Origin of the sequence: Rhodobacter sp. SGA-6-6 (assembly GCF_011043545.1) — a bacterium.
Lineage (GTDB): Bacteria > Pseudomonadota > Alphaproteobacteria > Rhodobacterales > Rhodobacteraceae > Pseudogemmobacter.
Map to the genome: position 1 here is coordinate 62331 of NZ_JAAKGP010000008.1, position 25208 is coordinate 87538.

A 25208-nucleotide genomic window follows, 5' to 3' on the forward strand; every position below is an offset into this window, starting at 1 on the left:
GACGCAAACATGCAGGTCACCGAGACCCTGAACGAAGGCCTCAAGCGCGGCTACACCATCACCGTCACCGCGGCGGAGCTGGAGGCCAAGGTGCAGGAAAAGCTCCTGGAGGCGCAGCCCGAGGTCGAGATCAAGGGCTTCCGCAAGGGCAAGGTGCCGCTGGCGATCCTGAGGAAGCAGTTCGGCCCGCGCCTTCTGGGCGACGCCATGCAGGACGCCATCGACGGCGCCATGAAGGACCATTTCGAGAAGACCGGCGACCGCCCGGCGCTGCAGCCCGAGGTCAAGATGGTCAACGGCGAGGAGTGGAAGGAAGGCACGGATGTCGTGGTCGAGATGAGCTACGAGAACCTGCCGCCGATCCCGGCCTTCGATGCCGCCAAGATCAAGCTGGACAAGCTGGTGGTCAAGGCCGACGACAAGGCCGTGGACGAGGCGCTGGCCAACCTGGCCGAGGGCGCCAAGTCCTTCGAGGACCGCAAGAAGGGCGCCAAGGCCAAGGACGGCGACCAGGTGGTGATCGACTTCAAGGGCTCGGTCGACGGCGAGCTGTTCGAGGGCGGCTCGGCCGAGGACTATCCGCTGGTGCTGGGATCGAACAGCTTCATCCCCGGCTTCGAGGCCCAGCTGGTCGGCGCCAAGGCCGGCGACGAGGTGTCCGTGAACGTCTCCTTCCCGGAAAACTACGGCGCCGCCCATCTGGCCGGCAAGGCCGCGGTCTTCGCCTGCACCGTCAAGGCGGTGAAGGAGCCGAAGGCGTCCGAGATCGACGACGAGCTGGCGAAGAAATACGGCGCCGAGGATCTGGCGGCGCTGAAGGCACAGGTCGCCTCGCGGCTGGAGGCCGAATATGCCGGCGCCTCGCGCGCGGTGCTGAAGCGGGCGCTCCTGGACCAGCTGGACGAGATGGTGAAGTTCGACCTGCCGTCGAAGCTGGTCGAGGCCGAGGCCGGGCAGATCGCCCACCAGCTCTGGCATGAGGAACATCCCGAGGAGCATGGCCACAACCATGCCCATATCGAGCCGACCGACGAGCACAAGAAGCTGGCCGAGCGCCGCGTCCGCCTGGGGCTGGTGCTGGCCGAGGTCGGCAAGACTGCCGAGGTCACCGTCACCGATGCCGAGATGACCCAGGCGGTTCTGGCCGCCGCCCGGCAATACCCGGGGCAGGAGCGGCAGTTCTTCGAATTCGTGCAGAAGAACCCGCAGATGCAGCAGCAGCTGCGCGCGCCGGTCTTCGAGGACAAGGTGATCGACCATATCGTCGGCCAGGCCAAGGTGACCGAGAAGGAGGTCTCGAAAGAGAAGCTCCAGAAGGCCGTCGAGGCGCTGGACGAGATGTAAGGAACTGATTTTCGACGAAAATCAGGGGGCCGCACCTTCGGGTGCGGCCTTTTCCTTTGCCGCCTCCGGCTGGCGGATGACGTAAAGGCCGGCGCCGATGATCACCGCGATGCCTGCCCAGGCGATGGCGTCCGGCATCTCGTGCCAGAAGATCCAGCCCCAGAGCACGCCCCAGAACATGAAGCTGTATTCGAAGGGGGCGACGGTGGAGGAGGGCGCGGCGCGGTAGGCCTGGGTCAGCAGCGTCAGCCCGATCGCGGCAATGCCGCCGCAGGCCGCCATCAGCCCGAGGTCCCAGAGCGAAGGCATCACCCAGCCGCGGGTCAGGAAGGCCAGAGCCGGGTCGCTGGTGCCCTCGTAGGCGCCGCCGCCCCAGATCGCCGACAGCAGCAGCGCGCAGATCAGGAAGCAGGCATTGCTCCAGAACGCCATGGCGGCAGCGGATTCGGTGCGGCCGAGCGCGCGGGCGGAGATCATCGACAGCGCATAGCCCGCGGCGCCGAGGATCGGCAGCGCCACCGTCCAGCTTAGCCCCTCGGCCCCGGGGCGCACGATCAGCAGCACGCCGGCGAAACCGGCCGCCACCGCCAGCGCCGCGGCGGGCGGCACCTTCTCGCGCAGCAGCAGCGCGGCGGAGAGGGTGATGAACAGCGGCCCGGTGAAGAACAGCGCCACCGTCTCGGCCATCGGCAGCGCGGCGAGGCCGAGGTAATAGGCGGTATAGGCGACGAAGTTGAGCAGGCCGCGCGCCAGCATCTTTCCCCAGCCGCGGGTGGCGATGGTGGCGAGGCTGCCGTCGAAGGCATGGACGATCCAGAGCAGGAAGGGCATCGCGATCAGGCTGCGGATCACCATCGCCTGGTGCAGCGGATAATCGCCGGACAGCAGTTTCAGGATCAGGTCCTGCACCGAAAAGATGGCGATGCCCGCGAGCAGGCAGAGGATTCCGGTGGCGGTGGGGCTGAGGGCGCGCATGGGGGCAGGCTAGCCCGGCCGGGGCGGCAATCTTGCCGGTTCCCGACATCGGCTGTCAAAGCGCGGCAAGCCGGGCGGCGGTTTCCGGCATCCGTTGCAGGCTGCGGCCGATATGGTCCCTCCAGGCGGGCCCCCGCGACAGCGCATCCTCCTGCGCCTCGCGCAACTCGTCGGGGCGGTCCTCGGCCAGCGCTTCGATCAGCAGGGCGGCTTGCGCCCGGTCCTTGCGCGACTTCAGCTGGTCCGGCCCGGCCTGCCGCCGGTCGGCGACGATCAGCTTGTGGATGGCATAGGCCTCGGGCCGCGGGATCTGCACCAGCACGCCGGAACGGTAGAGCGCCGCGGCCTTGATCGGCCGGGCGATCAGGAAGTTCAGGAAATGCAGCGACTGCGCCGAGACGCCGAGCGCAGGCAGGTCGCGGATGTCCTCCTCGGCGCGGAAGGAGGGGGTGAGGAATTCGACCAGCATCCCGCTGGTGCTTTGTTTCCAGCGGCAGACCGCCTTGCTGGACAGCGAGGGCAGGGGGGCGAAGTCCAGCGCGCGGAAGGTGTCGTGCAGCGAGGGTTCGACCTGGTCCCCCAGGGCCAGCGACAGGCGCTCGAAGGAAGCGACGTCGATGTCGCCGGTCTGCGCCAGGTCCGGGGTGGCGATGCGGAGGCCCAACTCGCCTTCGTAAAGGCGGAAGGCCTGGCTGCCGACCAGCGTTCCCCCCAACCGGAACACGCCGGTCCGCTCCATCGCGGCCAGCAGGCTGGCGGTGCTGCGGTCGGTGCCGATCATCCCCTCGGCCCGCAGCAGGCGGACGAGGCGGCTGCGCTCGGCCGCGCGGGCGCGGGACTGCTCGGCGAGATCGCGATGGCGGGCGATGCGGTCCTGCATCTCCGGGCTGTCCTCGCCCAGATAGCGGTTCTTCACCGCGGTGCCGAGCCGGAACATGTCATACCAGTAGCCGCGGCCATTGCGCAGAGCCAGATGCGGCCGGCCGATGATCCCGGCGGCTTCCTCGTCCTGCAGCAGGCGCAGCAGGTCGTGATAGGCGGTATGCGCGATGGGGGAGAGCGGAGTTGCCATGGTCATGCTCTACATTTGAATTTTTTGTATGGCACGTTCATGCTCTACAAAAGTCAAGACTGTAGCACATGGCCGAAGGCTTTGTGCAACAACGGGCTGCGGTTGTTGCACAAGACCCCCCAAACGAAAACCGCGCCGGGTTGCCCCGGCGCGGCCTCGTCGCCCGAAGGGCGAAGGATCACTCCTCGGCGGTCGCGGCGCCGATGTCGTCGAACAGCTCGCTGATCTCGAACTCGGCCGCGGCTTCGGCTTCGGCCGCCAGTTCCTGGATCGACTTGCCCGAGGCCTGCAGTTCGGCCTCTTCGGCCGAGCGGGCGACGTTCATGCGGATCGTGGCCGAGACCTCGGGGTGCAGCACCACCGAAACCGGGTGGATGCCCAGTTCCTTGATCGGCTGGATCAGCACGACCTGGTTGCGGCCGACGGTGAAGCCCGCTTCGGTCGCGGCCTCGGCGGCATCGCGCGCCGTGACCGAACCATACAGCGCGCCGGCGTCGGAGGCGGAGCGAATCACCACGAAGACCTGGCCGTCCAGCTTGGCGGCGACGGCCTCGGCTTCCTTCTTCGTCTCCAGGTTCTCGGCGACGAGTTGGGCCTTGCGGGTCTCGAAGGACTTGATGTTGGCCTCGCTGGCGCGCAGCGCCTTGCCTTGCGGCAGGAGGAAGTTGCGGGCGTAGCCGTCCTTGACGTTCACGACCTCGCCCATCTGGCCAAGCTTGGCCACACGTTCCAGAAGGATGACTTGCATTTCTGTCGCTCCTTATTTCACGGCGTAGGGCAGCAGGGCCAGGAAGCGGCCGCGCTTGATGGCCTGGGCCAGTTCACGCTGCTTCTTGGCCGAGACGGCGGTGATGCGCGAGGGCACGATCTTGCCGCGCTCGGAGATGTAGCGCTGCAGCAGACGGGTGTCCTTGTAGTCGATCGCAGGCGCGTTGTCGCCCGAGAAGGGGCAGACCTTGCGGCGGCGGAAAAACGGTTTGTTCGCCATGGCTTATGGACCTTTCTTCAGGCGTTTGATCAACGGCGCTCGCGACGGTCGAAGCCGCCCCGGTCACCCCGGTCGCCGCGATCCTCGCGGTCGCCGCGGCCTTCGCGCTCGTCGCGCTTCTGCATCTGGATCGACGGGCCTTCGGCGTGCTTCTCGACCTTGATGGTCAGCACGCGCATCACGTCGTCATGCAGCCGCATCAGCCGCTCCATCTCCTGCACGGCGGCAGCGGGGGCGTCGGATTTCAGGAGCGCGTAATGCCCCTTGCGGTTCTTGTTGATCTTGTAGGCCATGGTCTTCACGCCCCAGTATTCGGACTCGACGACCTTGCCGCCGTTGTCCGAGAGGACCGTGGAGAAATGTTCGACAAGGCCTTCGGCCTGCGCGTTGGACAGGTCCTGGCGCGCGATGAAGACATGCTCGTAGAGCGGCATGTGCGTTCCTTCGTCTCGGGGCGGCTTCAACGGACGGGCATGTCTTTCCGCGGCCCGTCCACGAGAGGCATCGCCGGTCATGGGTCAATGCGGAAAGATGGGGCCTTATACGGGTTTTCCCGGGCGGCGCAACCCCTGCGGAGGGGCGGACGGGGCGCGATCGGCGTCGGGTTCCTGCAAGGCTCGGCCTGGCCGGGCGGGAGAAGGCGAGGCACTGCCTCGCCCCGCCCGTGCGCGACATATCACCCGGAGACGATGGTAGCACGGAAACCCCGAGAGGCCAGCGCCCGACCGGGCGGGCGTGAAGCGCCCGCCGAGGGGCGGGCGGGCGCTGGCCGGGCCTTGAGGGCCCGGCCGGTCCAGTGGAACGGTTGTGCCTTGGCGAAGGCGATGGCCTTCGCCAAGGAGACGCAGGAGGAAGCCGGATGCCGATCCAGCCTAGCGGGCCGAGGCGGGCAGGCCGAAGATGCGGTCGAAGGCCCAGGTGAAGCCGAGGGTGTAGACGGCGAAGAAGGCCAGCAGGCCGGCGTCGTAGACCAGCGCCTCGATCAGGCCGATCTGCATCCACCAGGCTAGGAAGGGCACCATCAGCAGCAGCAGCCCGGCCTCGAACAGCGCGCCGTGCACCAGCCTGCGTTTCGCGCTGCGGCCGCGGACGGGCTGGCGGCGTTCCCAGGTCTCGAAGGCCCAGTTGAAGACGTAGCTCCAGGCCAGAGCGATCACCATCGAGCCGAGGGCGGCGCCTCCTGCGGTTTCCGCGCCGGAGGAGGAGAAGGCCATCAGGCCGAGGGTGGTGATCACCAAGCCGATGCTCTCGAACAGCACGGCGTAGAGGATGCGGCGGCGGACGGGGGTGAGGCGGAGGTCCATCCGGGCGAAGCTAGGAGGGATCGGCGGCTTCCGCAACGGGGCCGCCAAAAGCAAAGGGCGCCCCGGAGGGCGCCCCTGCCGTCCCTTGCGGGAAAGCCGGCCTCAGGCGGCCGAGGAGATGAACTTCACCGCATCGCCGAAGGTCTGGATGGTCTCGGCGGCGTCATCGGGGATCTCGATGCCGAATTCTTCCTCGAAGGCCATGACCAGTTCCACGGTGTCCAGCGAATCCGCCCCGAGGTCGTCGATGAACGAGGCATTCTCGGTCACCTTGTCTTCCTCGACGCCCAGATGCTCGACGACGATCTTCTTCACGCGATCGGCGATGTCGCTCATGTCTCTTCCTCTATCCTTGCGGGGGGTCGCCCCGGTCTGACTTTGCACCCCTAGGGGCCATTCGTCCGCCCTTGGCGGCCACTCGTCCCGAGTCTCCCCGGCGAATTGTGCGCGCCTATAGCAACAGGCGCAACCGGACGCAAACGCTTTCCCCTTCCGCTGCGGGAAACCCCCACCCCGGGAGGGACTTGGGGCAGGGCGAGGACGACGGTTGGAACCAACCTTGCACCTTTCGTCGGGTTCCATGGCGAAGGCCATCGCCTTCGCCACAGCGCACCATTTCAATCGGGACCGGCCGGGCCCCCAAGGCCCGGCCAGCGCCCGCCCCGCCCTCGGCGGGCGCTTCTCGCCCGCCGGGTCGGGCGCTGGCCTCTGTGGTCTCGTGCCGACAGGTTTCCGGGTGTAACCGCTGCGCACGGGCGGCGGCGAGGCAATGCCTCGCCTTGTCCCGCCCGAGGAAACGTCCCGCCCGCGGAAACCGCCCTACACCATCGCCATGCCGCCGTTCACGTGCAGCGTGGCGCCGGTGACATAGGCGGCCTCGGGCGAGGCGAGGTAGAGCACGGCGGCAGCGATCTCGGAGGGCGTGCCCATGCGGCCCGCCGGCACCGCGCCGAGGATGGCGCTGCGCTGCGCCTCGTTCAGCTTGTCCGTCATCGCGGTCTCGATGAAGCCCGGGGCGACGCAGTTCACCGTGATGCCGCGGCTGGCCACCTCGGCGGCCAGCGACTTCGACATGCCGACCATCCCGGCCTTCGACGCGGCATAGTTCACTTGGCCGGCGTTGCCGGTGGTGCCGACCACCGAGGAGATGTTGACGATCCGGCCCCAGCGGGCCTTCATCATGCCGCGGATGGCGGCGCGGCAGAGCCGGAAGCTGGCGGTCAGGTTGACGTCGATCACCGCCTGCCAGTCCTCGTCCGACATCCGCATCGCCAGCCCGTCGCGGGTGATGCCGGCGTTGTTGACCAGCACGTCGACCGATCCCATCGCCTCCGCCGCCCGCTTCACCAGCCCCTCGACCTCGGAGGGCTCGGAGAGGTTGCAGGGCAGCACATGGGCGCGGCCGCCGAACTCGGCGGCCAGCGCCTCCAGCGGCTCGACCCGCGTGCCCGAAAGGCCCACCGTCGCCCCCGCTCCATGCAGCACCCGCGCGATGTCGGCGCCGATGCCGCCCGAGGCGCCGGTAACCAGCGCGGATTTCCCTGTCAGATCGAACATGGCTTCTCTCCTGTCTCTTCCCGTGCGGGACTTCGATTTTTCGGCGAAAAATCGTGCCCGCTCAGCCCTTTGCCGCCGCCACGTCCTCGGGCGTGCCGATGGCGCGCAGGGTGGCTTCGCCGGAAACGATGCGCTTGATCATTCCCGACAGCGCCTTGCCGGCGCCGATCTCCCAGAACTCGGTCACGCCCGCCTTCTCCATCCACAGCACGCTTTCGCGCCAGCGGACCGAGCCGGTGATCTGCGCCACCAGCAGGTCGAAGATGCGGTCGGGTTCGGTGACGGCCTCGGCGCGGACGTTCACCACCACCGGGACGACGGGGCGCGAGATCACCACCGCCGACAGCGCCTCGGCCATCCGGTGGGCGGCGGGCTGCATCAGCGCGCAATGGAAGGGGGCGGAGACCGGCAGCATCAGCGCCCGCCTGGCGCCCCTGGCCTTGGCGATCTCGACCGCGCGTTCGACGGCGGCCTTGTGGCCGGAGACCACCACCTGCGCCGGATCGTTGTCGTTGGCGGCCTGGCAGATCTCGCCCTGCGCCGCCTCTTCCGCCACCGCCTTCGCCGCCTCGAAGTCGAGGCCGAGGAGGGCTGCCATGGCGCCGACGCCGACCGGGACCGCCTCCTGCATCGCCTCGCCGCGGATGCGGAGGAGCCGCGCGGTGTCGGAAAGGCTCAGCGCCCCCGCCGCGCAGAGGGCGGAATATTCGCCCAGCGAATGGCCGGCGACGAAGGCGGCGTGGCTTTCCACCGTGATCCCTTCGGCCTTCAGCGCGGCGATGGCGGCAAGCGAGGTCGCCATCAGCGCCGGCTGGGCGTTGCGGGTCAGCGTCAGATCGGCGATGTCGCCTTCCCAGACCAGCGCCGACAGCTTCTCGCCGAGGGCGGCGTCCACCTCGTCGAAGACGGCCTTCGCCTCCGGCCAGGTCTCGGCCAGCGCGCGGCCCATGCCGATGGTCTGGGCGCCCTGTCCCGGAAACACGAATGCGCGGCTCATCCGCCGTCCTCCCTGCGGTTTGTCTTCGCCCGGCATAGCGAAGCGGCGGCGAAAGGGCAATCGCGGCAAGGCCGGAGCCGCCTCGGGGGGCCTTGAGCCCCCGCTCCGCGGCGGTGCCTCCGGCGGGAGTATTTCGGTCGAGAGGAAGGGGCGGGTCTGCGCACAGGTCCTGTGCCGGAGGGCGTCTGTCCGGGCGCGCCGGCGCCGCTATGCTGGCGGGCGGATCGTTGCGAAGGAGGAACGGATGGCTGCGAGGAACACCCGGTCGGGATATGGAAGCGTGGCGCGCGGGCTGCACTGGCTGACCGCGCTGCTGATCGTGGCGGCCTTCCCGCTGGGCATGATCGCCGAGGCGATGCCCTTCGACACCTCCGAGGCGATGGCGCGCAAGGCCTGGGTGTTCTCCATCCACAAGACCCTGGGCGTGGCGGTGTTCTTCCTGGCGCTGACCCGCATCCTCTGGGCTTTGACCGGGGAAAAGCCGGTGCCGCTGCATCCCGGCCGGCGGCTGGAGACCTTCGCGGCCGAGGCGGTGCATTGGGCGCTTTACCTGTCGCTGGTGGCGGTGCCGCTGTCGGGCTGGCTGCACCACGCGGCGGTCGAGGGTTTCGCGCCGATCCTCTGGCCCTTCGGCCAGGGCCTGCCCCTGGTGCCGAAATCCGAGACGGTGGCGGGCCTTGCCGGGGCGGCGCATTGGGCCTTCACCAAGCTCTTGCTGGCGGCGGTGGCGCTGCATGTGCTGGGGGCGGCGAAACATGCGGTGCTGGACCGCGACGGGACGCTGGCGCGGATGCTGACGGGGCGGCAGGCCGGCGGTGCGGGCGCGCGGGCGCCGCGGCTCGTCCCGGCGCTGCTGGCGGCGGCGGTGTTTGCGGCCGGCGGAGCCGGGGCCTGGGCGGTCGCCGGCCGGGCGCCGGAAGGGCCGGAAACGCCTGCGGCCGCGGCTGCGGCGGGGGGCAACTGGCAGGTGGCGGAGGGGGTCCTGACCTTCGCTGTGCAGCAGATGGGTGCGCGGGTGGAGGGCAGCCTGCCGGCCTGGACGGCAAAGATCGACTTCGATGAGTCCTCGGGGACCGGCAGGGTGGCGGTGGAGATCGACCTGACCCGGATGACCCTCGGCTCGGTCACCGAGCAGGCGCAGGGGCCGGAGTTCTTCGACGTGGCCAATCACCCCGCGGCGCGGTTCACGGCAGAGATCGTGCCGGCGGGCGAGGGGTTCGAGGCGCGAGGGGGGCTGGCGCTGCGCGGGGCGGAGACGGCGGTGACGCTGCCCTTCACGCTGGAGATCGCGGGCGACGAGGCGCGGATGGCGGGCCGGGCGGTGCTGGACCGGCGCGATTTCGGCATGGGGGCCAGCTATGCCGACGACAAGACGGTGGGCTTCGCCGTCGAGGTCGCGGTGGAACTGGTGGCGAAACGCGGAGGGTAGCGCGCGCGCCTAGACGGCCGCGCGGCCGTCGGGCATGGGATTTCCCGCCGCTTTCCGCGCCGCCTTCTCCTCCGCCTTGGCCCGGTCCCACAGCGCGTCCATCTCGGCCAGGTCGCTGTCCGCCGGGGTCTTGCCGGCTTCCGCCAGCCAGTCCTCGATCCGCTCGAACCGGCGGGTGAACTTGGCATTCGCCGCCCGCAGCGCCGCCTCGGGGTCCACCTTCAGGTGGCGGGCGATGTTGGCGACGACGAAGATCAGGTCGCCGACCTCCTCGGCCAGCGCCTCCGGCCCCAGCCGGTCGCGCGCCTCCACCACCTCGCGGGCCTCCTCGGCCAGCTTGTCCAGAACCTGCGCCGTGGAGGGCCAGTCGAAGCCCACCCGCGCCGCCCGGTTCTGCAGCTTCACCGCCCGGGTCAGCGCCGGCAGCGCCAGCGCCACCCCGTCCAGCACCCGCGCCCGCCCGCGCTCGGCCGCCTTCAGCGCCTCCCAGTCCCGGGTCTGCTGCTCCGGCGTCTTGTCGCGGCTTTCGTCCCCGAAGACATGCGGGTGCCGGGCGATCATCTTGTCCGAGATCGCCGCCACCACATCGGCGAAGGAGAACAGCCCCGCCTCCTCGGCCATCCGCGCGTGGAAGACCGACTGGAACAGCAGGTCGCCCAGTTCGCCCTTCAGCTCGCCCCATGCCCGGCGCCGGATCGCATCGGCCACCTCATGCGCCTCTTCCAGCGTATAGGGCGCGATGGAGGCGAAGTCCTGCGCCACGTCCCAGGGGCAGCCGGTGTCCGGGTCGCGCAGCCGGGCCATGATCTCGACCAGCCGGTCGATTCCCGCCGTCTGGTCGCGGACCAGACGGTCGCTCTCGGCGCGGTCAAGGCGGGGAAGGGTCATTGCGGCCACCGTGGTTTTGCGATTTGATCAAAGGCCGAGCCAGACCCCCGCAAAGGATTCCCGCATCATGCCCGTCCTGAACCGTATCGCCTCTTACGCCGAGGAAATGAAGGGCTGGCGGCGGCATCTGCACCAATATCCCGAACTGGCCTTCGACTGCCACCGGACCGCCGCCTGGATCGCCGACCGCCTGCGCGAGATCGACGTGGACGAGATCCACGAGGGCATCGCCACCTCGGGCCTCGTCGCCGTGATCAACGGGCGGGGCGAGGGGCCTACAATCGGGTTGCGCGCCGACATGGACGCCCTGCCGATCGAGGAGATCACCGGCGCCCCATATGCCAGCAAGGTGCCCGGCAAGATGCACGCCTGCGGCCACGACGGCCATGTTGCCATGCTTCTGGGCGCCGCGAAATACCTGGCGGAGACGCGGAACTTCGCCGGGAAGGCGGTGCTGCTGTTCCAGCCGGCCGAGGAGGACGGCGGCGGCGGCCAGGTGATGGTGCAGGAAGGGGTGATGGACCGTTTCGGCATCGAAAGGGTCTTCGGCATCCACAATGCCCCCAACGTGCCCTTCGGCCATTTTCAGACCACCCCCGGCCCGCTGATGGCCAGCGTCGACACAGCCTATGTCCGCGTCACCGGCAAGGGCGGCCACGGCGCCACCCCGCACGAGACGGTGGACCCGGTGGTCGCCATCGTCGCCATGGTGCAGGCGGTGCAGACCATCATCCCGCGCAACGTCTATGCGCTGGACGAGGCGGTGGTCTCGGTCACCATGATCCACACCGGCAGCGCCTCGAACATCATCCCCGAGGACGGCACCTTCGCCGCCACCATCCGCTGCTTCAAGCCGGACGTGCGGGCGCTTCTGAAGAAGCGCTTCCACGAGATCGTGGAAGGCACCGCGGCGGCTTTCGGCGTCCGGGCCGAGATCGACTACGACTGGGGCTATCCGGCGACGATCAACCACGAGGACGAGGCCGAGTTCGCCGCCGAGGTGGCGCGCGAGGTCTCGGGCGCCGAGGCGGTGGATGCGCGGGCGAACCGCGAGATGGGGTCGGAGGATTTCTCCTACATGCTGGAGGCGCGGCCCGGGGCCTATCTCTTCCTCGGCACCGGCCCGGGAGCGGGGCTGCACCACCCGGCCTTCGATTTCAACGACGAGGCGGCGCCGGTCGGGGCCAGCTTCTTCGCGAGGCTGGTGGAACGGGCGCAGCCGCTGGGGTAGGGCGGCGGCATTCCTGCCCGGTCTCCCTTGGCGAAGGCCGTCGCCTTCGCCACCGTGCACCGCTTCCCCTTGTCCGGCCGGGCCTCAAAGGCCCGGCCAGCGCCCGCCCCGACCCGGCGGGCGCTTCACGCCCGCCGGGTCGGGCGCTGGCCTCTCGGGGTATGTGCCGCCACCGTCTCCGGTTGATATGCCGCGCAGGGGCGGGGGCGAGGCAGTGCCTCGCCTGATCCCGCCCGGGGACAACGGCGGAACTACGCTCCCTTGCGATCCCCGCTTCCGTGGGGATGACAGGAGGACCGAGAGGACGGCAGGGCGTGGAATGAGGGGCCATGCTTAGCAAAAGGAAAACCCTGCTTGGCGCAGCAACGGCGCCATGCGAGACTTGGCCGGCGCCGCCCCGATGCCGCAGCAGATTTTCATGAGGTCTTCCATGCACTTGAAACCCGTTCTTGCACTGCTTCTCCTCGGCCTCGCCGGCCCCGCCCTTGCCGACGACTGGATCGGCTTCCGCTCGCCCACCGGCAACATCCATTGCGCGCTCTACGACTGGAACGGCGGGGCCGAGGCGCGCTGCGACCTGCGCGAGCTGACTCCCAGCTACCGCACCCCGCCCGCGGGCTGCGACCTCGACTGGGGCAGCGCCTTCGGCGTCGCCGCCTCGGGCAAGGGCTTCCTGGTCTGCGCCGGCGACACGGTGATGGATCCCGGGAACCCGGTGCTGGACTACGGCCAGGCGGTCTCGCTCGGCGGCATCTCCTGCGTCTCGGCCAAGACCGGCATGACCTGCACCAATGCCGCCGGCCATGGCTTCAGCGTGGCGAAGGCCGGGCAGAAGCTGTTCTGACCGGCCCGATCCGACGGACTTGACTCGGGGGCTCCGGGCGGCTTTGCTGCCCCGGCCCGGATCCGCGCGTCTCCGGCTTCTCTCGAACGACTGCGCTTCCCGAAGCCCCGAGATTTCCCATGGCACTCGAAGACGCCAAGACGCAGGTCGATACTGCGTTCACCCGCAAGGGCCTGCGCGGCCTGTCCTTTGAAAACGCTTTCGGCGGCGCGACCAGCTTCCTGCGCCGCACCTACACCAAGGACCTGACCGGCGTCGATCTGGCGATCACCGGCGTGCCTTTCGACCAGGCGGTGACCCACCGCACCGGCACCCGCTTCGGCCCCCGCGCCATCCGCGAGGCCAGCGCCCTGCAACCCTACGACCCGCCCTACGGCTGGCCCACCAACCCGCTGGAGGAGATGGCGGTCGTCGACTACGGCGACCTCGCCTTCGACTATGCCAAGGTCGCGGACTTCCCCGACACCCTGACCGCCCATATCCGCACCATCCTCGCCGCCGGGGCAGGGACCGTCACCCTGGGCGGCGACCATTACATCACCTTTCCCATCCTGCGCGCCTATGCCGAGAAGTTCGGCCCCCTCGGCGTGATCCATTTCGACGCCCATTCCGACCTCTGGCCCGACGACGACCTCAGCCGCATCGACCACGGCACCATGCTCTACAAGGCGGTGAAGACCGGGCTGGTGGACCCGAAGCGCTCGGTCCAGATCGGCATCCGCACCACCACCGAGGATTACCTCGGCGTCCATGTCATCGACGCCCGCGAGGTGCACGAGAAGGGGGTGGCCGCCACGGTGGCGAAGGCGAAGGAGATCGTCGGGGACCAGCCGACCTATGTCACCTTCGACATCGACTGCCTCGACCCCTCCGCCGCCCCCGGCACCGGCACCCCGGTCTGGGGCGGCCTGCACGGCTGGCAGGCGGCGGCCTGCCTGCGCGACCTTGCCGGCATCAACATGGTCGGCGGCGACATCGTGGAGGTCTCGCCCCCCTACGACACCACCGGCGCCACCGCCATCGCCGGCGCCCATGTGGCCTACGAGCTGATCTGCCTTTACCACTGGGCGAAGACCCGCCGCTGAAAGGGATGCCATGTGGCAGCTGGTGCTGATCGCCTGGGGTACGAAATACGGCCCTGATGACATCAACGCGCTGGTGGCCGCGGTGCGGGCGCAGTCGCGCGGCCCGGCGCGGGTGGTGCTGATCACCGACCGCGACCGCCCCGGCCTTGCCGCCGGGATCGAGACCCGCCCGCATCCGCCGGAATTCCTGCAGCCGCCGATGACCGGCGGCGGCTGCCAGGCCAAGCTGGCGATGTTCAAGCCCGGGCTGCTGCCCGCCGACATGCCGGCGATCTTCCTCGACCTCGACACCGTGGTCCTGGGCGACGTCTCGCGGCTCTTGTCCGCCTGCCCGGCGCCGGAGAACGTGGCAATCCTGCAAAGCGCGGTGCTGCCCTTCGGCGCCGTCGCCCGCTGGATCTGGCGCCTGACCGGCGGGCGGAAATACGCCCGCGGCAATTCCTCGGTGGTGGTGTTCCACCCCGCCCATGCCGGCTACATCGCCGAACGCTTCCTCGACTGCCTCGCCCGCCACCCGGACTTCGGCTTCCGCCCGATGGCCGCCGACGAACGCTTCATCAGCTGGTGCGCCCAGCCGGTGATGCGGGCGGTGCCCACGTCGCTGGCGGTCAAGTTCCCGACCGAGTTCATGTATCCCCGGCTCTGGCTCGGCCGGCTGCGCGGGGCGCTGCCATGGGTGCGCCGCCGCCGGGCCGGGCTGGTCGCCATCACCCTGCCGGGGGTGGAGGTGAAGGCGGCCGAGCTGCTGGCGCTGCCCGAGGGCGCCATCGTCACCGATCGCAAGGGGCGGCGGATGGAATGGTCCGACCGCTACCTCGGCCCGATCCGGCAAAGGCTGGTCGCGCTCCTGTCCCGCAACCCGCCGCCGGGGCCTTGACCGGGGCGGCCTTCCGCGCCAAACCGCCGCCATGGTTCCCTTGGACAAACTCGCCCAGATCACCCAGCGTTTCGAGTTTCTCGAAGCGCGGCTCAACGCCGGCGCGGCGCCGGCCGAGATCGCCCGCATCAGCCGGGAATATTCCGAGCTGAAGCCGGTGGCCGAGGAGATCGCCGCCTACCGCCAGGCGCTGACCGACCTGCAGGACGCCGAAGCCATGCTCTCCGACCCCGAGATGAAGGCGTTGGCCGAGGAGGAAATCCCCCGCCTGCGCGCCCGCATCCCGGAGATGGAGGACCGGCTGCGCCTCGCGCTGCTGCCCAAGGACGCCGCCGATGCCCGCCCGGCCATCATCGAGATCCGGCCGGGGACGGGAGGCGAGGAGGCCAGCCTCTTCGCCGCCGACCTCGCTCGGATGTATCAGCGCTACGCCGAACGCATGGGCTGGCGCTTCGAGGTCTTGGACCATCAGGCCAGCGACCTGGGCGGGGTGAAGGAATTCACCGCCCATGTGCAGGGCGAGGGGGTCTACGCAAGGCTCAAATACGAATCCGGCGTCCACCGCGTGCAGCGGGTGCCGGAGACCGAGGCAGGGGGCCGCATCCACACCTCCGCCGCCACCGTCGCCGTGCTGCCCGAGGCCGAGGAGGTGGACATCGACATCCCCGCCAGCGACATCCGCATCGACACCATGCGGTCTTCGGGGGCAGGGGGCCAGCACGTCAACACCACCGACTCGGCGGTGCGGATCACCCATATCCCCAGCGGAATCGTGGTGACGTCTTCGGAAAAATCCCAGCACCAGAACCGCGCCATGGCGATGCAGGTGCTGCGGGCGCGGCTCTACGAGATGGAGCGCGACCGGCTGGCCTCGGAACGGGCGGCGGAGCGGAAGTCGCAGGTCGGATCGGGAGACCGCTCCGAACGCATCCGCACCTACAACTTTCCGCAGGGACGGATGACCGACCACCGCATCAACCTGACCCTCTACGCCCTGCCGCAGATCGTCGGCGGCGATCTGGACGAGGTGATCGACGCGCTGATCGCCCATGACCAGGCGGCGAAGCTGGCGGAGATGGAGGGGTGATCGCCCGGGCCGCGCTGGCCGCCGCCGTGCCCCGGCTGCGCGCGGCGGGGGTGGAGGATGCGCCGCGGGATGCGAGGCTGCTCATGGCCCATGCGCTCGGTGTGGCGCCGGACCGGCTGACCCTGCACATAGGCGACGAGATGACCGGGCCGCAGGCGCAGGTCTTCGAGGAGGCCGTCGCCGCCCGCGTGGCCCGCAAGCCCTTGTCGCAGATCACCGGCCGCAGGCTGTTCTGGGGCCGCAGCTTCCGCGTCACCGCCGATACGCTGGACCCGCGGCCGGAGACGGAAACCCTTGTGGCAGAGGCGCTTGCCGGCAGTTTCTCAACCGTCCTCGACATCGGCACCGGCACCGGCTGCATCCTGCTGACGCTGCTGGCCGAACGCCCCGACGCGACCGGCCTCGGCACCGACATATCTCCTGCCGCCCTCGCCGTGGCCCGGGAGAACGCCGCCGCGCTGGACCTCGCCATCCGCGCCGATTTCCGGCAGACCAGCTGGCTCGACGGCATCGAGACCCGCTTCGACCTGATCGTCTCCAACCCGCCCTATATTGCGGCAGATGAGATGCCGGCCCTTGCCCCCGAGGTCCGCGACCACGAGCCCCTTGCCGCGCTGACCGATGGCGCCGACGGCCTTACCGCCTACCGCGCCCTCGCCGCGCAGGCCCCGGCGGTCCTTGTTCCCGGCGGAAGGCTGCTGGTCGAGATCGGCCCGGCACAGGGCAGGGCCGTCGCCGCGCTCTTCGCCGCCGCGGGCCTTGCCGACATCCGCATCCTGCAAGACCTGGACGGCCGCGACCGGGTGGTCGCCGCCCGCCGGCCGGTGGAAACCCGCTGACCCTGCGGCGTTGCGCCGCTGTCGGCCCCTTGCAGAATCCGCCACGCATCCACAAATAAATCTTGTCACAGTGCAAAGCCTGTGTTTAGTGGCGCCACGTCAGGGAGGGGCATCGGCCCGGCCCGGCGACCTACCAGCCCCTGCGGAGATTTGGAAGCTGCCCCGAAAACCGGGCGGCAGCCGCAGGCCAAAGCCATCATAAGGACAAGATGCGCTCTTCCAAGAAACGCTCGCGTTCCAACCAGAACCGCCCGCGCAGCCTCGGCAACATCATCAACCGCGTCTTCGATTCCTCGGGTCCCGAGGGCAAGGTGCGCGGAACGCCGCAGCAGATCATCGAGAAATACCAGATGCTGGCGCGCGACGCCCAGCTGTCGAACGACCGCGTGGCGGCCGAGAACTTCCTGCAGCACGCCGAGCACTACACCCGGATGCTGGCCGAGGCGCAGCGCGAGATGGCCGCCGAGCAGGAGGCCCGCCAGCAGCAGTATCAGCAGAACAACCAGCAGAACGGCAACGGCGGTAATGGCAACCGCGAGTTCCGCGACCGCGACGACCGCCGCGACTACCGCGAGCGGGAGGACCGCCGCGACAGCCGCGAGGGGCGCGACTTCCGCGACCCGGGCAGCGAGGAACAGCCGATGGCGGTGGAGGTGATCGACCTCGACGCCCAGGCCGGCGACAGCGGCCTGATCGAGACGCCCGAAACCCGCCGCCGCGAGGAACCCGCCGAGCCCGCCCCGCGGCGCGAGGGCAGCCGCGACGGCCAGCCGCGCAACCGCGACGGCAACCGCGGCCGCGACAACCGCAACCGCCGCGAGCCGCAGGAGCAGCCCGAACTTCCCGCCTTCATCACCGGCCCGGCCCCCGAGCCGAAGCCCGAGGCCCCGAAGGCCGAGGTCCCGAAGACCGAGCCGCAGCCCGAAGCCTCGGCCGAACCCGCCCCCGAAAAACCCCGCCGCGCCCCGCGCAAGCCCAAGGCCGATGGCGAGGGCAAGAAGGAAGCCGCCGAATAAGGCACATCCCGGGGCCCGCGCGGCCCCGGTTTTCTATGCGGGTCATGGCGGAACTCGCGCTGCCGTCATTCGCGTCGGTGGCAGATTCCGTAGGGCGGGGTTCACCCCGCCGCCCTGCCTCCGACCTCCCGCGCCAGGGCGCAGAAGCCTTCCAGCGAAATCTCCTCGGCCCGGGCCGTCGGCGGAATGCCCGCCGCGTCCAGCATCCCCTCAAGCCCCGCCCCGAGGCCCTTCAGCGAGGACCGCAGCATCTTGCGGCGCTGGTTGAAGGCCATCGCCGTCACCCGCTGCAGGACCGCGAAGTCGCAAGGGTAGCGCGGCGCCTCCAGCCGCTTCAGGTGCACCACGGCGGAATGCACCTTGGGGGCGGGGGTGAAGGCCTCGGGCGGCAGCAGCATGACGATCTTCGGCTCCGCCCGCCATTGCGCCAAGAGCGCCAGCCGGCCGTAGTGGTCCGACCCGGGCCTGGCCACGATCCGCTCGGCCACTTCCTTCTGGAACATCAGCGTGAGGCTCTCCCAGAACGGCGGCCAGACCTTCGGCGACAGCCAGCGGATCAGCAGCTCGGTCCCGACGTTGTAAGGCAGGTTCGCCACCACCTTCACCGGCGGTTTCAGATGCGCCGCCACGTCCAGCTCCAGCGCATCGCCCTGCAGCACGGTCAGCCGGCCGGGATGGACGGCGGCGATCTCCTCCAGCGCCGGGATGGCGCGGGGGTCCTTCTCCACCGCCACCACATGCCGCGCGCCCTCGGCCAGCAACCCGCGGGTCAGCCCGCCCGGCCCGGGCCCGACCTCCAGCACATCCGCGCCCGACAGGTCCCCGGCGCAGCGGGCGATCTTGGCGGTCAGGTTCAGGTCCAGGAGGAAGTTCTGCCCCAGCTGCTTCTTCGCCACCAGCCCATGCGCCGCGATCACCTCGCGCAGGGGCGGCAAACCGTCGATCGTCCCCACACCCGCCTCCCTGATTTCATCTGTCCATAAATATCCCGGGGGGTGCGGGGGGCTGGCCCCCCGCTACGCCCGCTTCAGCCGCGCCGCCGCCATATCCTGCGCCATCCGCAGCGCCGCCACCAGCGAGGAGGGATCGGCCACCCCAAGCCCCGCGATGTCGTAGGCCGTGCCGTGATCGGGAGAGGTGCGCACGAAGGGCAGCCCCAGGGTCACGTTCACCCCGCCGGCGAAGTCGATGGTCTTGATCGGGATCAGCGCCTGGTCGTGGTAGCAGCAGACCGCCGCGTCATAGCCGGCCCGCGCCGCCGCGTGGAACATCGTGTCGGCGGGCAGGGGGCCGCGGATCGCCATCCCCCCGGCCGCCAGCCGTTCGACCAGCGGGCGGATCATCCGCTCGTCCTCCCAGCCCATGGCGCCGCCCTCGCCGGCATGGGGGTTGAGGCCCGCCACGACGATCCGCGGTGCGGCGAGGCCGAAGTCGCGGACCAGCGCGGCATGGGTGATGCGGATGGTCTCCTCCAGCAGCGCCCCGGTCAGGGCGGCGGGCACCTCGGACAGCGGGATGTGGATCGTCGCCGGCACCACCCGCAATCCGGGGCAGGCCAGCATCATCGCCACCCGCTCCACCCCGGCCAGATGGGCGAGGAATTCGGTATGGCCGGGGAAGGCGAAGGCCGCGCCGTCCTTCAGCGCCTTCTTGTGGATCGGCGCGGTGCAGATCGCCCCGGCCTCGCCCGCCTGCACCAGCGCCACCCCGCGCGCGATGGCGGCGATCACGCCGGCGGCATTGGCCGGGTCGGGACGGCCGGGCAGGGCAGGGGCGGCGAAGTCCAGCCGCAGCACCGGCAGCTGCGCGGGCGGCACGGCGGCGGCCTCGGCCACATGCGCGATCTCGGCCACCTGCGTGCCCGGCGGCAGGTGCCGCGGGTCGCCGATCCAGGCGAAGGGCAGGTCGGCCCCCAGCAGCGCCCGCGCCTTCACCGCGATCTCCGGCCCGATGCCCGAGGGATCGCCGCAGGTCAGGACCAGCGGCGCGGTCACGGCTCGCGGATCAGCGCATTGGCCTTCAACTCGGCCATGTAACCCTGCGCCAGCCCGTCGATCTTCTGGTTCTGCACCTGCTCGCGGATCTGGTCGCGCGTGGGCGGGGTGTCGGCCTCGACATTGCGCGAGCACAGCATCAGCACCATCCGCTGCCCCGCGGCCGTCCGCGTGGTCGCGATCTCGCCGGGGTCCAGCTTGGCCAATTCCAGCCCGATGTCCTGCGGGATTTCCGACATCGGCTTCGACTCGATCACCAGCGTCTCTGCGGGCTGGCCCTTGGCGAGGCCATAGAGGTCCATGCACTTGTCGGTATTGGCCACCACCTCGGCCACCGCCGCGGGATTGTCGGGGATGTAATAGCGGGCATATTCCACCGAGACGCCGATCGGCTCGGCGGTCTCGTCCTCGGCCACGTCGCGCAAGAGGAACAGCACCACCGCATTCGGCACCGCCACCGGCTTCGACACCTGTCCCTCGCCCAGGCCGAGAAGCTGGCCGGCGATGGTCGGCGGCAGGTTCGACAGCGGCAGCCAGTCCAGCCGGCCGCCGTTCCCGGCCGTCGGCGCCGCGGAATGGGCGCGGGCGGCGGCGGCGAATTCGGCCTCGGTGTCGATGGAGGCGTAAAGCCGGTTCGCCAGCGCCATCGCGCTGTCCTCCTGCCCGGGCGGGGCGGCGATCACCAGTTCCGAGGCCAGCACCTTCAGCGCCCGCGGCCGGGTCATCGTCTGCATCGCCTTGTCGATGTCGGATTCCGAGACCGAGACCTGCCCGGCATAGCGGGCCCGGATCGCCTCGCGCCACAGAAGCCCGGCGACGACGAAGTCGCGGTAGGTCTGCGGCGCGATGCCGACCTTCTGCAACTCGGCCACCAGCTGCTCGGCGGTCAGGTTGGCGCGGGCGGCGAATTCCTCCATCCCCTGCGTCACCTGCTCCTCGGTGACGGTCAGTCCCAGCCGCTTGGCCTCGGCCATGCGCAGCCGGTCCTCGGTCAGCGCCTTCAGCGCCTCTTCCATCGGGTCGCCGGGGGCGCGCAGCACCTTGAGGAACAGGGCGCGCTGGATCACCTCGTATTCGGTGATCACCTGGTCGTTGACGTAGAGCCGCGGCGCGAACAGGTTCTGCGCCGCCGCCGGCAGCCCCGCCAGCGTCACCGCCGCCGCCAGGGCCAGCGCCCGCAGCCCGCCCCGCATCCCCCGCATCCGCTGTGCCATCTGCCCGAAATCCTGCATCGCCATCCTGCGCCCGTCTGTCTTCCCGGGTCTTCCTGTCCTGGGCCGTCCCCTACCTGCAGCGCCGCGCGGGGCCGGCGGTGCCGGTGCCGCTGATGCCGATCAGTTCGAAGGACAGGCCGAAATCCGTCGTCGGCGTCACACTAGTCGAGGATGTGAACCGGCGCGAGAGGGAAACATCCACCGCCAGGCAATCCGTCCGGTATTCCAGCCCGAGCGCGGCCAGGGTGCCGCGGTCGGCCTCGAAGTCGTAGCTGCCGGAGAGACGGGTGGTCAGCTGGTCGGTGGCGCGCCAGGCGGCGTCGAAGGTGAATTCGCGGATCGGGTCGGGGCGGTTCTCGTAGAGCGGGTCCGCCACCACCCAGAGCATCGAGGTCGCCAGCGCCAGCCGGTCGCGGTTGACCGAGACCCGGGCCTCGGCCTTCGACAGGTTCAGATCGCTGTCGAAGGTGGCGCGGCCGGCGATGGCATAGCCGTTGGCCAGGGTGAAGTTCACCCCCGCCAGCCAGTCCGAGCTTTCGCCCGCCAGGCCCGAGGCCGGGCCGAACTGCGCGTAATCCTTCTCGCGCCAGACCCGGCCCAGCGTGACCCCCATGGTCCAGCCGGCCGGATCGTGCCGGGTCCAGGTCACGCCGACATTGGCCCGCCGCCCCAATTCCACCGCGTCCGAGCCGGGGAAGCGGTTCAGCGAGAACAGGTTGCCCTCGTCGAATTCCACCAGTGCGGAATCCTCGTTCGGGATGCCGCCGCCGTCGCTGCCCGCCCAGACCAGCTGCACCACCGGCTCGATCACATGCACCGCGCCGGAGGAGGCGGCCTTGACCCAGGGCCAGCGCAATTCGACCCCCGCGGCGGCATGGCTGCGGGTCTTGTGGCCGGCATAGGTCGCGTCCTGCGAGATGACATAGGCATCCGCCGTAGCCTCGCCCAGCAGGGTGGCCTCGATTCCGGCGGGCAGGACCAGGCTTCGCCGCCAGTCGATGCGGGCCGAGAACCTCTGCATGTCGCGCCCATCCGAAATATCGTCGCCGTCAGGGTCCAACGGGCTGGAGGAACTGCGCCAGTGGCTGTGGGTCTGCAGCCGCAAGCCCCCCTCGCCGCCGAAGGGGCCGAGCGAGAAGCGGCGGTGGAAGGTCAGGTCCGCCACCACCGAGGGGATGGTGGTGTTGTCCTCGTCATCGCGCAGGGTCTGGAAGCTGATCACCCGGCCCGAGATGTATTCGTTGCGCCGGGTGCGGTCGATGGTGATCCGGCTGTCCAGCCGGTCGGTGTTCATGATGCCGTAGTCCAGCAGATAGGCCGGGTCCGACACCGTCTGCAGCTTCAGGTCCAGCCCGAAGCCCTGCGGCAGGTCGAAATGGCCGGTGGCGAAGAGATAGCCGCGGTCCTCGCCCGGCAGGATCCGGTCGCGCGAGAAGGCGCCGGTCACCTCGATCCCGCCGGTGGCGAAGGCCTGGCGGTAGCGCAGCTCGACCGAGCGGCCGTTCTTGGTGGTGATGTAGGGGGTGATGGTCAGGTCGCGGCTGTCGCCGATCCTGATGAAATAGGGGAATTTCAGCCCCGTCCCCAGTTCCGAGGTGGTGCGGAGCGAGGGTTGCAGGAAGCCGGTGGCGCGGTCCAGCGTCGGGTCGGGCATCCGCAGGCGGGGGATGTAGAACACCGGAATCCCGGCCACCCGGAATTGCGCATGGTCGAAGTAGAGCTGCCGCTCCGCCTGGTCGTGCACCACCCGGCGGGCGCGGATTTCCCAGACCGGCACCGGGTTCGCCGCGCAGACCTTGCAGGAGGAGGCCACCACGTTGTCCAGCGCGGTATAGCGCCCGTCGACCCGCATGATCCGGTTCGCCGCAAGTTGCAGCTGCCGGTTCAGCACCATGCGGGCGCTGATCAGCAGCCCCTCGGACAGGTCCGCCGCCAGATCGGCCTGCGAGGCCAGGATGACGGTCTGGCCGCTTGCCTCGGTCAGCAGGATCGGGCCTTCGATCACCAGCCGGTCGCTGGCCTGGTCGTAGACGATCCGGCTGGCCTTCAGCGTGCGGCCCTTGAAGAAGACCTCGACATTGCCGGTCGCGATCAGGCGGGTGTCGCCGGTGATCTCCAGCCTGTCCGAGACCAGCGCGGCGGTCTCCTGCGCCAGTGCGGGAGAGGCGAGCGCCAGCAGCAGCGCGAGGAGGCGGAGAAGGGCGCGCATCAGCCGTCCTCCAGATGCAGGACGAGGCCGAGGGCGAGAAGGGCGGCGGCCAAGGGCGGGCTCCAGGCCGCCAGCAGCACCGGGATCTGGCCGGAATCGCCGAGGGCCTGGGCGAAGTTGCGCAGGAAGAACACCGCGAAGCCCGAGAGCATGGCGTAAAGCACCATGGTCCCGGTCCTGCCGAAGCGGGCGTGGCGCATGGTGAAGCCGGCGGCGATCAGCACCATCGCGGCCAGCAGCAGCGGCTGCGCCAGCTCCATCTGGAACCAGAGCCGATAGGAGCGGGCGGTGAAGCCCGCGCTTTCCAGCCCGTCGATATAGCCCGGCAACTGCCAGATCGGCACCGCATTCGGGGTGCCGAAACTGTCGCGGATCCGCTCCGGCGTCAGGTCCGAGGGCAGGCGGGTGCCGTCGGGCCAATGCGTCGCCGCGAGTTCCGGGTTGGGCGCCGCCAGATCCCACATCTTCGCCCCGTCCAGCAGCCAGGCCCCGGCGGTCAGCTTGGCCCGCGTGGCCTCCACCCGCGTGGCGGGGGTGCCGTCGGGGCCGAAGGTCAGTAAGGTGACGGCGGACAGCTCGGTCCCGTCCAGGTTGGCGCGGCCCGCCTGGATGACGGTCTGGCCGTATGTGCCGCCCTGCCGCAGCCAGAGCCCGGTGTCCGACACCGACAGCACGGAATCCCCCGGGCTGAGCCAGGCCGCGCGCTGCTCCTCATAGGCCTTCTGCGTCGCCGCCACCAAGGGGTTGAGGATGCCGACGGCGAAAAGCCCGATCGCCAGCGCGGCGGCCACCGGCGTCACCAGGAAGCGCAGGCCCGACCGGCCGGCGGCGCGCACCACCACCAGCTCCGACGACCGCGCCAGCGCCAGGAACAGCGCCACCGAGCCCATGATCAGGATCAGCGGCAGGATGCGGTAAAGGGTGTCCGGCACGTTCAGCACCGACAGCCGGAAGGCATCGGCCAGCCCGGCATCGGTGCCCGACAGCTTCCGCATCTGCTCGATCATGTCGATCAGCAGCAGGATGCCGAAGAAGATCAGGAACACCATGCCGACCGTGGTCAGGAACCGGCGGGCGATATACAGCGACATCGTCATGCCGGCGCCTCCGCCCCGGCCTGCCGCGGCCTTCGCCGCGGCCGCTGCGCCAGCCACAACAGCCCGACCGCCATCGCCAGCCCGGCCAGCGGCGCCAGATAGACCAGCGGCCAGGCCATGTCGCTGGCCAGCGCCCGGCCCGAGGCGACGGTGGAGATGGTCTGCAGCACGATCAGCAGCCCGACGCCGAGCGCGATCTGCGGCAACATGCCGAAGCGCGAATAGCCCCCCAGCATCAGCGCCGCGAAGCCGACCAGCGGCGCCGCCAGCGCCAGCAGCGGCGAGGCGATCCGGCTGTGCGCCTCTTCCCGGAAGGCGGCGCGGTTGCTTGCCGTCGCCTCCAGCAATTCGGGCGGGGCCGCCAGCAGGTCCAGCGTCGACAGTTCCCGCAAGGACTGCCGCCGCGCCGCCCCGGCATCGACCAGCCCCGCCAGTTCCATGGCGAAATTCTCGAAGCGGGTGACGGCCAGCCGCTGCCCCTCGCGCGCCAGCCTCTGCGCCGCGCCGTCGATCATCACCAGCACCGGCCCGGCCTCGCCCCGCACCAGAAGCGCGGTCTCGGCGGTATAGACCACCCGCTCGGCCTCGCCCCGCTCGTCGGAGAGGAAGATCTTCTTCAGCTCGCCCAGGGGGCTGATCTCGCTGATGTAAAGCGTGATCCCGGTGGCGGGGTGCATGAACCGTCCCTCGTTCAGGAAGCGGGCGGTGGCGTTCTGCGAAATCTCCGAGGTGCGCTCGCCCAGCCTTGCCTGCGACAGCGGCACCAGCACGTTGGTCAGCACCATCTGCATCGCCAGCACCGAGAGGCCGAAGAACAGCACCGGACGGGCCAGCCGGAAGGCGGAGAAGCCGGTGGCCTGCATCACCACCAGCTCGCTTTCCTGGTTCAGCCGGTTGATGGCGTAAAGGCAGGCGGCGAAGGCGGAAATCGGCAGCACCAGGCGGATCACGTTGGGCAGGGTCAGCAGGGAAAACTCAAGGAAGACCACCGCCGACTGGCCGTCGCCGATCAGCTGGTCGAACAGGCCGACGGCGCGGTTGACCCAGTAGACGGCCACCAGCACGAGGCTGAAGAAGCCGAACAGCGCCAGCAGCTGCGACAGCAGGTATCGGTCGAATCTGGACAAGCGGAAATGCGTCCCCACAAGATGTTGCGTGACC

At 69.9% G+C, this 25208-nt stretch carries 25 protein-coding genes; 9 read left to right on the forward strand and 16 right to left on the reverse strand.

What is annotated here, in order from left to right; genetic code table 11:
- Positions 1 to 9 precede the first annotated feature (9 nt).
- Positions 10 to 1344 (forward strand): trigger factor, encoded by a 1335-nt coding sequence (tig, locus tag G5B31_RS15095; protein ID WP_165019023.1) that lies wholly within the window; start codon positions 10 to 12, stop codon positions 1342 to 1344.
- A 21-nt stretch (positions 1345 to 1365) separates the two neighbouring features.
- On the opposite strand, the gene G5B31_RS15100 is transcribed toward tig, so the two are convergent.
- The 9 genes from G5B31_RS15100 to fabD form a co-directional block, all read right to left on the reverse strand.
- The gene (locus G5B31_RS15100) at positions 1366 to 2319 is read right to left on the reverse strand and encodes a DMT family transporter (protein WP_165019024.1); all 954 of its coding nucleotides are present in this window, start codon (positions 2317 to 2319) and stop codon (positions 1366 to 1368) included.
- Positions 2320 to 2374: 55 nt separating this feature from the next.
- The gene (locus tag G5B31_RS15105) at positions 2375 to 3391 is read right to left on the reverse strand and encodes a GSU2403 family nucleotidyltransferase fold protein (protein ID WP_205911964.1); all 1017 of its coding nucleotides are present in this window, start codon (positions 3389 to 3391) and stop codon (positions 2375 to 2377) included.
- A 178-nt stretch (positions 3392 to 3569) separates the two neighbouring features.
- The gene (gene rplI / locus G5B31_RS15110; RefSeq protein ID WP_165019026.1) at positions 3570 to 4139 is read right to left on the reverse strand and encodes a 50S ribosomal protein L9; all 570 of its coding nucleotides are present in this window, start codon (positions 4137 to 4139) and stop codon (positions 3570 to 3572) included.
- A gap of 12 nt (positions 4140 to 4151) precedes the next feature.
- Positions 4152 to 4379, reverse strand: a complete 228-nt coding sequence (gene rpsR / locus G5B31_RS15115) for a 30S ribosomal protein S18 (RefSeq protein WP_165019027.1) — start codon at positions 4377 to 4379, stop codon at positions 4152 to 4154.
- A 29-nt stretch (positions 4380 to 4408) separates the two neighbouring features.
- Positions 4409 to 4813 carry a 30S ribosomal protein S6 gene (gene rpsF / locus G5B31_RS15120; protein ID WP_165019028.1) on the reverse strand — a complete coding sequence of 135 codons (405 nt, stop codon included), beginning with the start codon at positions 4811 to 4813 and terminating at the stop codon, positions 4409 to 4411.
- Between the two features lie 438 nt (positions 4814 to 5251).
- The gene (locus G5B31_RS15125; protein ID WP_165019029.1) at positions 5252 to 5683 is read right to left on the reverse strand and encodes a PACE efflux transporter; all 432 of its coding nucleotides are present in this window, start codon (positions 5681 to 5683) and stop codon (positions 5252 to 5254) included.
- Positions 5684 to 5785: 102 nt separating this feature from the next.
- Entirely contained in the window at positions 5786 to 6019 is a 234-nt protein-coding gene (locus tag G5B31_RS15130; protein ID WP_165019030.1) for an acyl carrier protein, read from the reverse strand.
- A 483-nt stretch (positions 6020 to 6502) separates the two neighbouring features.
- Positions 6503 to 7240, reverse strand: coding sequence for a 3-oxoacyl-[acyl-carrier-protein] reductase (gene fabG / locus G5B31_RS15135; RefSeq protein WP_165019031.1), 738 nt, complete (start codon positions 7238 to 7240; stop codon positions 6503 to 6505).
- Positions 7241 to 7301: 61 nt separating this feature from the next.
- Positions 7302 to 8237 carry an ACP S-malonyltransferase gene (fabD, locus tag G5B31_RS15140; RefSeq protein WP_165019032.1) on the reverse strand — a complete coding sequence of 312 codons (936 nt, stop codon included), beginning with the start codon at positions 8235 to 8237 and terminating at the stop codon, positions 7302 to 7304.
- A gap of 244 nt (positions 8238 to 8481) precedes the next feature.
- On the opposite strand from fabD, the gene G5B31_RS15145 reads away from it, so the two are divergent.
- Positions 8482 to 9666 (forward strand): cytochrome b/b6 domain-containing protein, encoded by a 1185-nt coding sequence (locus G5B31_RS15145; RefSeq protein WP_165019033.1) that lies wholly within the window; start codon positions 8482 to 8484, stop codon positions 9664 to 9666.
- A gap of 9 nt (positions 9667 to 9675) precedes the next feature.
- Here G5B31_RS15145 and mazG read toward each other — a convergent pair whose 3' ends face one another.
- The gene (gene mazG / locus G5B31_RS15150) at positions 9676 to 10554 is read right to left on the reverse strand and encodes a nucleoside triphosphate pyrophosphohydrolase (RefSeq protein WP_165019034.1); all 879 of its coding nucleotides are present in this window, start codon (positions 10552 to 10554) and stop codon (positions 9676 to 9678) included.
- Positions 10555 to 10621: 67 nt separating this feature from the next.
- On the opposite strand from mazG, the gene G5B31_RS15155 reads away from it, so the two are divergent.
- The 7 genes from G5B31_RS15155 to G5B31_RS15185 all read left to right on the forward strand — a co-directional run bounded on the left by G5B31_RS15155 (position 10622) and on the right by G5B31_RS15185 (position 17533).
- A complete protein-coding gene (locus G5B31_RS15155; RefSeq protein WP_165019035.1) occupies positions 10622 to 11785 on the forward strand; it encodes a M20 aminoacylase family protein in 1164 nt (387 codons plus the stop codon).
- Between the two features lie 430 nt (positions 11786 to 12215).
- Complete coding sequence (locus tag G5B31_RS15160; RefSeq protein ID WP_165019036.1) at positions 12216 to 12629, forward strand: DUF6636 domain-containing protein; 414 nt, start codon at positions 12216 to 12218, stop codon at positions 12627 to 12629.
- A 119-nt stretch (positions 12630 to 12748) separates the two neighbouring features.
- Positions 12749 to 13714 carry an agmatinase gene (gene speB, locus G5B31_RS15165; protein ID WP_165019037.1) on the forward strand — a complete coding sequence of 322 codons (966 nt, stop codon included), beginning with the start codon at positions 12749 to 12751 and terminating at the stop codon, positions 13712 to 13714.
- Positions 13715 to 13724: 10 nt separating this feature from the next.
- A complete protein-coding gene (locus G5B31_RS15170; protein WP_165019038.1) occupies positions 13725 to 14591 on the forward strand; it encodes a hypothetical protein in 867 nt (288 codons plus the stop codon).
- Between the two features lie 31 nt (positions 14592 to 14622).
- Complete coding sequence (prfA, locus tag G5B31_RS15175) at positions 14623 to 15678, forward strand: peptide chain release factor 1 (protein WP_165019039.1); 1056 nt, start codon at positions 14623 to 14625, stop codon at positions 15676 to 15678.
- Positions 15675 to 16517 carry a peptide chain release factor N(5)-glutamine methyltransferase gene (gene prmC / locus G5B31_RS15180; protein WP_165019040.1) on the forward strand — a complete coding sequence of 281 codons (843 nt, stop codon included), beginning with the start codon at positions 15675 to 15677 and terminating at the stop codon, positions 16515 to 16517. Before prfA ends, prmC begins: the two co-directional genes overlap by 4 nt.
- A gap of 209 nt (positions 16518 to 16726) precedes the next feature.
- Entirely contained in the window at positions 16727 to 17533 is an 807-nt protein-coding gene (locus tag G5B31_RS15185) for a DUF4167 domain-containing protein (RefSeq protein WP_165019041.1), read from the forward strand.
- Between the two features lie 101 nt (positions 17534 to 17634).
- On the opposite strand, the gene rsmA is transcribed toward G5B31_RS15185, so the two are convergent.
- The 6 genes from rsmA to lptF form a co-directional block, all read right to left on the reverse strand.
- Positions 17635 to 18486 carry a 16S rRNA (adenine(1518)-N(6)/adenine(1519)-N(6))-dimethyltransferase RsmA gene (gene rsmA, locus G5B31_RS15190; RefSeq protein WP_165019042.1) on the reverse strand — a complete coding sequence of 284 codons (852 nt, stop codon included), beginning with the start codon at positions 18484 to 18486 and terminating at the stop codon, positions 17635 to 17637.
- A gap of 63 nt (positions 18487 to 18549) precedes the next feature.
- Positions 18550 to 19527, reverse strand: a complete 978-nt coding sequence (pdxA, locus tag G5B31_RS15195) for a 4-hydroxythreonine-4-phosphate dehydrogenase PdxA (RefSeq protein WP_165019043.1) — start codon at positions 19525 to 19527, stop codon at positions 18550 to 18552.
- Positions 19524 to 20765 carry a peptidylprolyl isomerase gene (locus tag G5B31_RS15200; RefSeq protein WP_165019044.1) on the reverse strand — a complete coding sequence of 414 codons (1242 nt, stop codon included), beginning with the start codon at positions 20763 to 20765 and terminating at the stop codon, positions 19524 to 19526. The genes pdxA and G5B31_RS15200 overlap by 4 nt, the downstream gene beginning before the upstream one ends.
- 46 nt (positions 20766 to 20811) lie before the next feature.
- Positions 20812 to 22950, reverse strand: coding sequence for an LPS-assembly protein LptD (locus tag G5B31_RS15205; protein ID WP_165019045.1), 2139 nt, complete (start codon positions 22948 to 22950; stop codon positions 20812 to 20814).
- Positions 22950 to 24047 (reverse strand): LPS export ABC transporter permease LptG, encoded by a 1098-nt coding sequence (lptG, locus tag G5B31_RS15210; protein ID WP_165019046.1) that lies wholly within the window; start codon positions 24045 to 24047, stop codon positions 22950 to 22952. Before lptG ends, G5B31_RS15205 begins: the two co-directional genes overlap by 1 nt.
- A complete protein-coding gene (gene lptF / locus G5B31_RS15215; protein WP_165019047.1) occupies positions 24044 to 25174 on the reverse strand; it encodes an LPS export ABC transporter permease LptF in 1131 nt (376 codons plus the stop codon). Before lptF ends, lptG begins: the two co-directional genes overlap by 4 nt.
- Between the last annotated feature and the right edge of the window lie 34 nt (positions 25175 to 25208).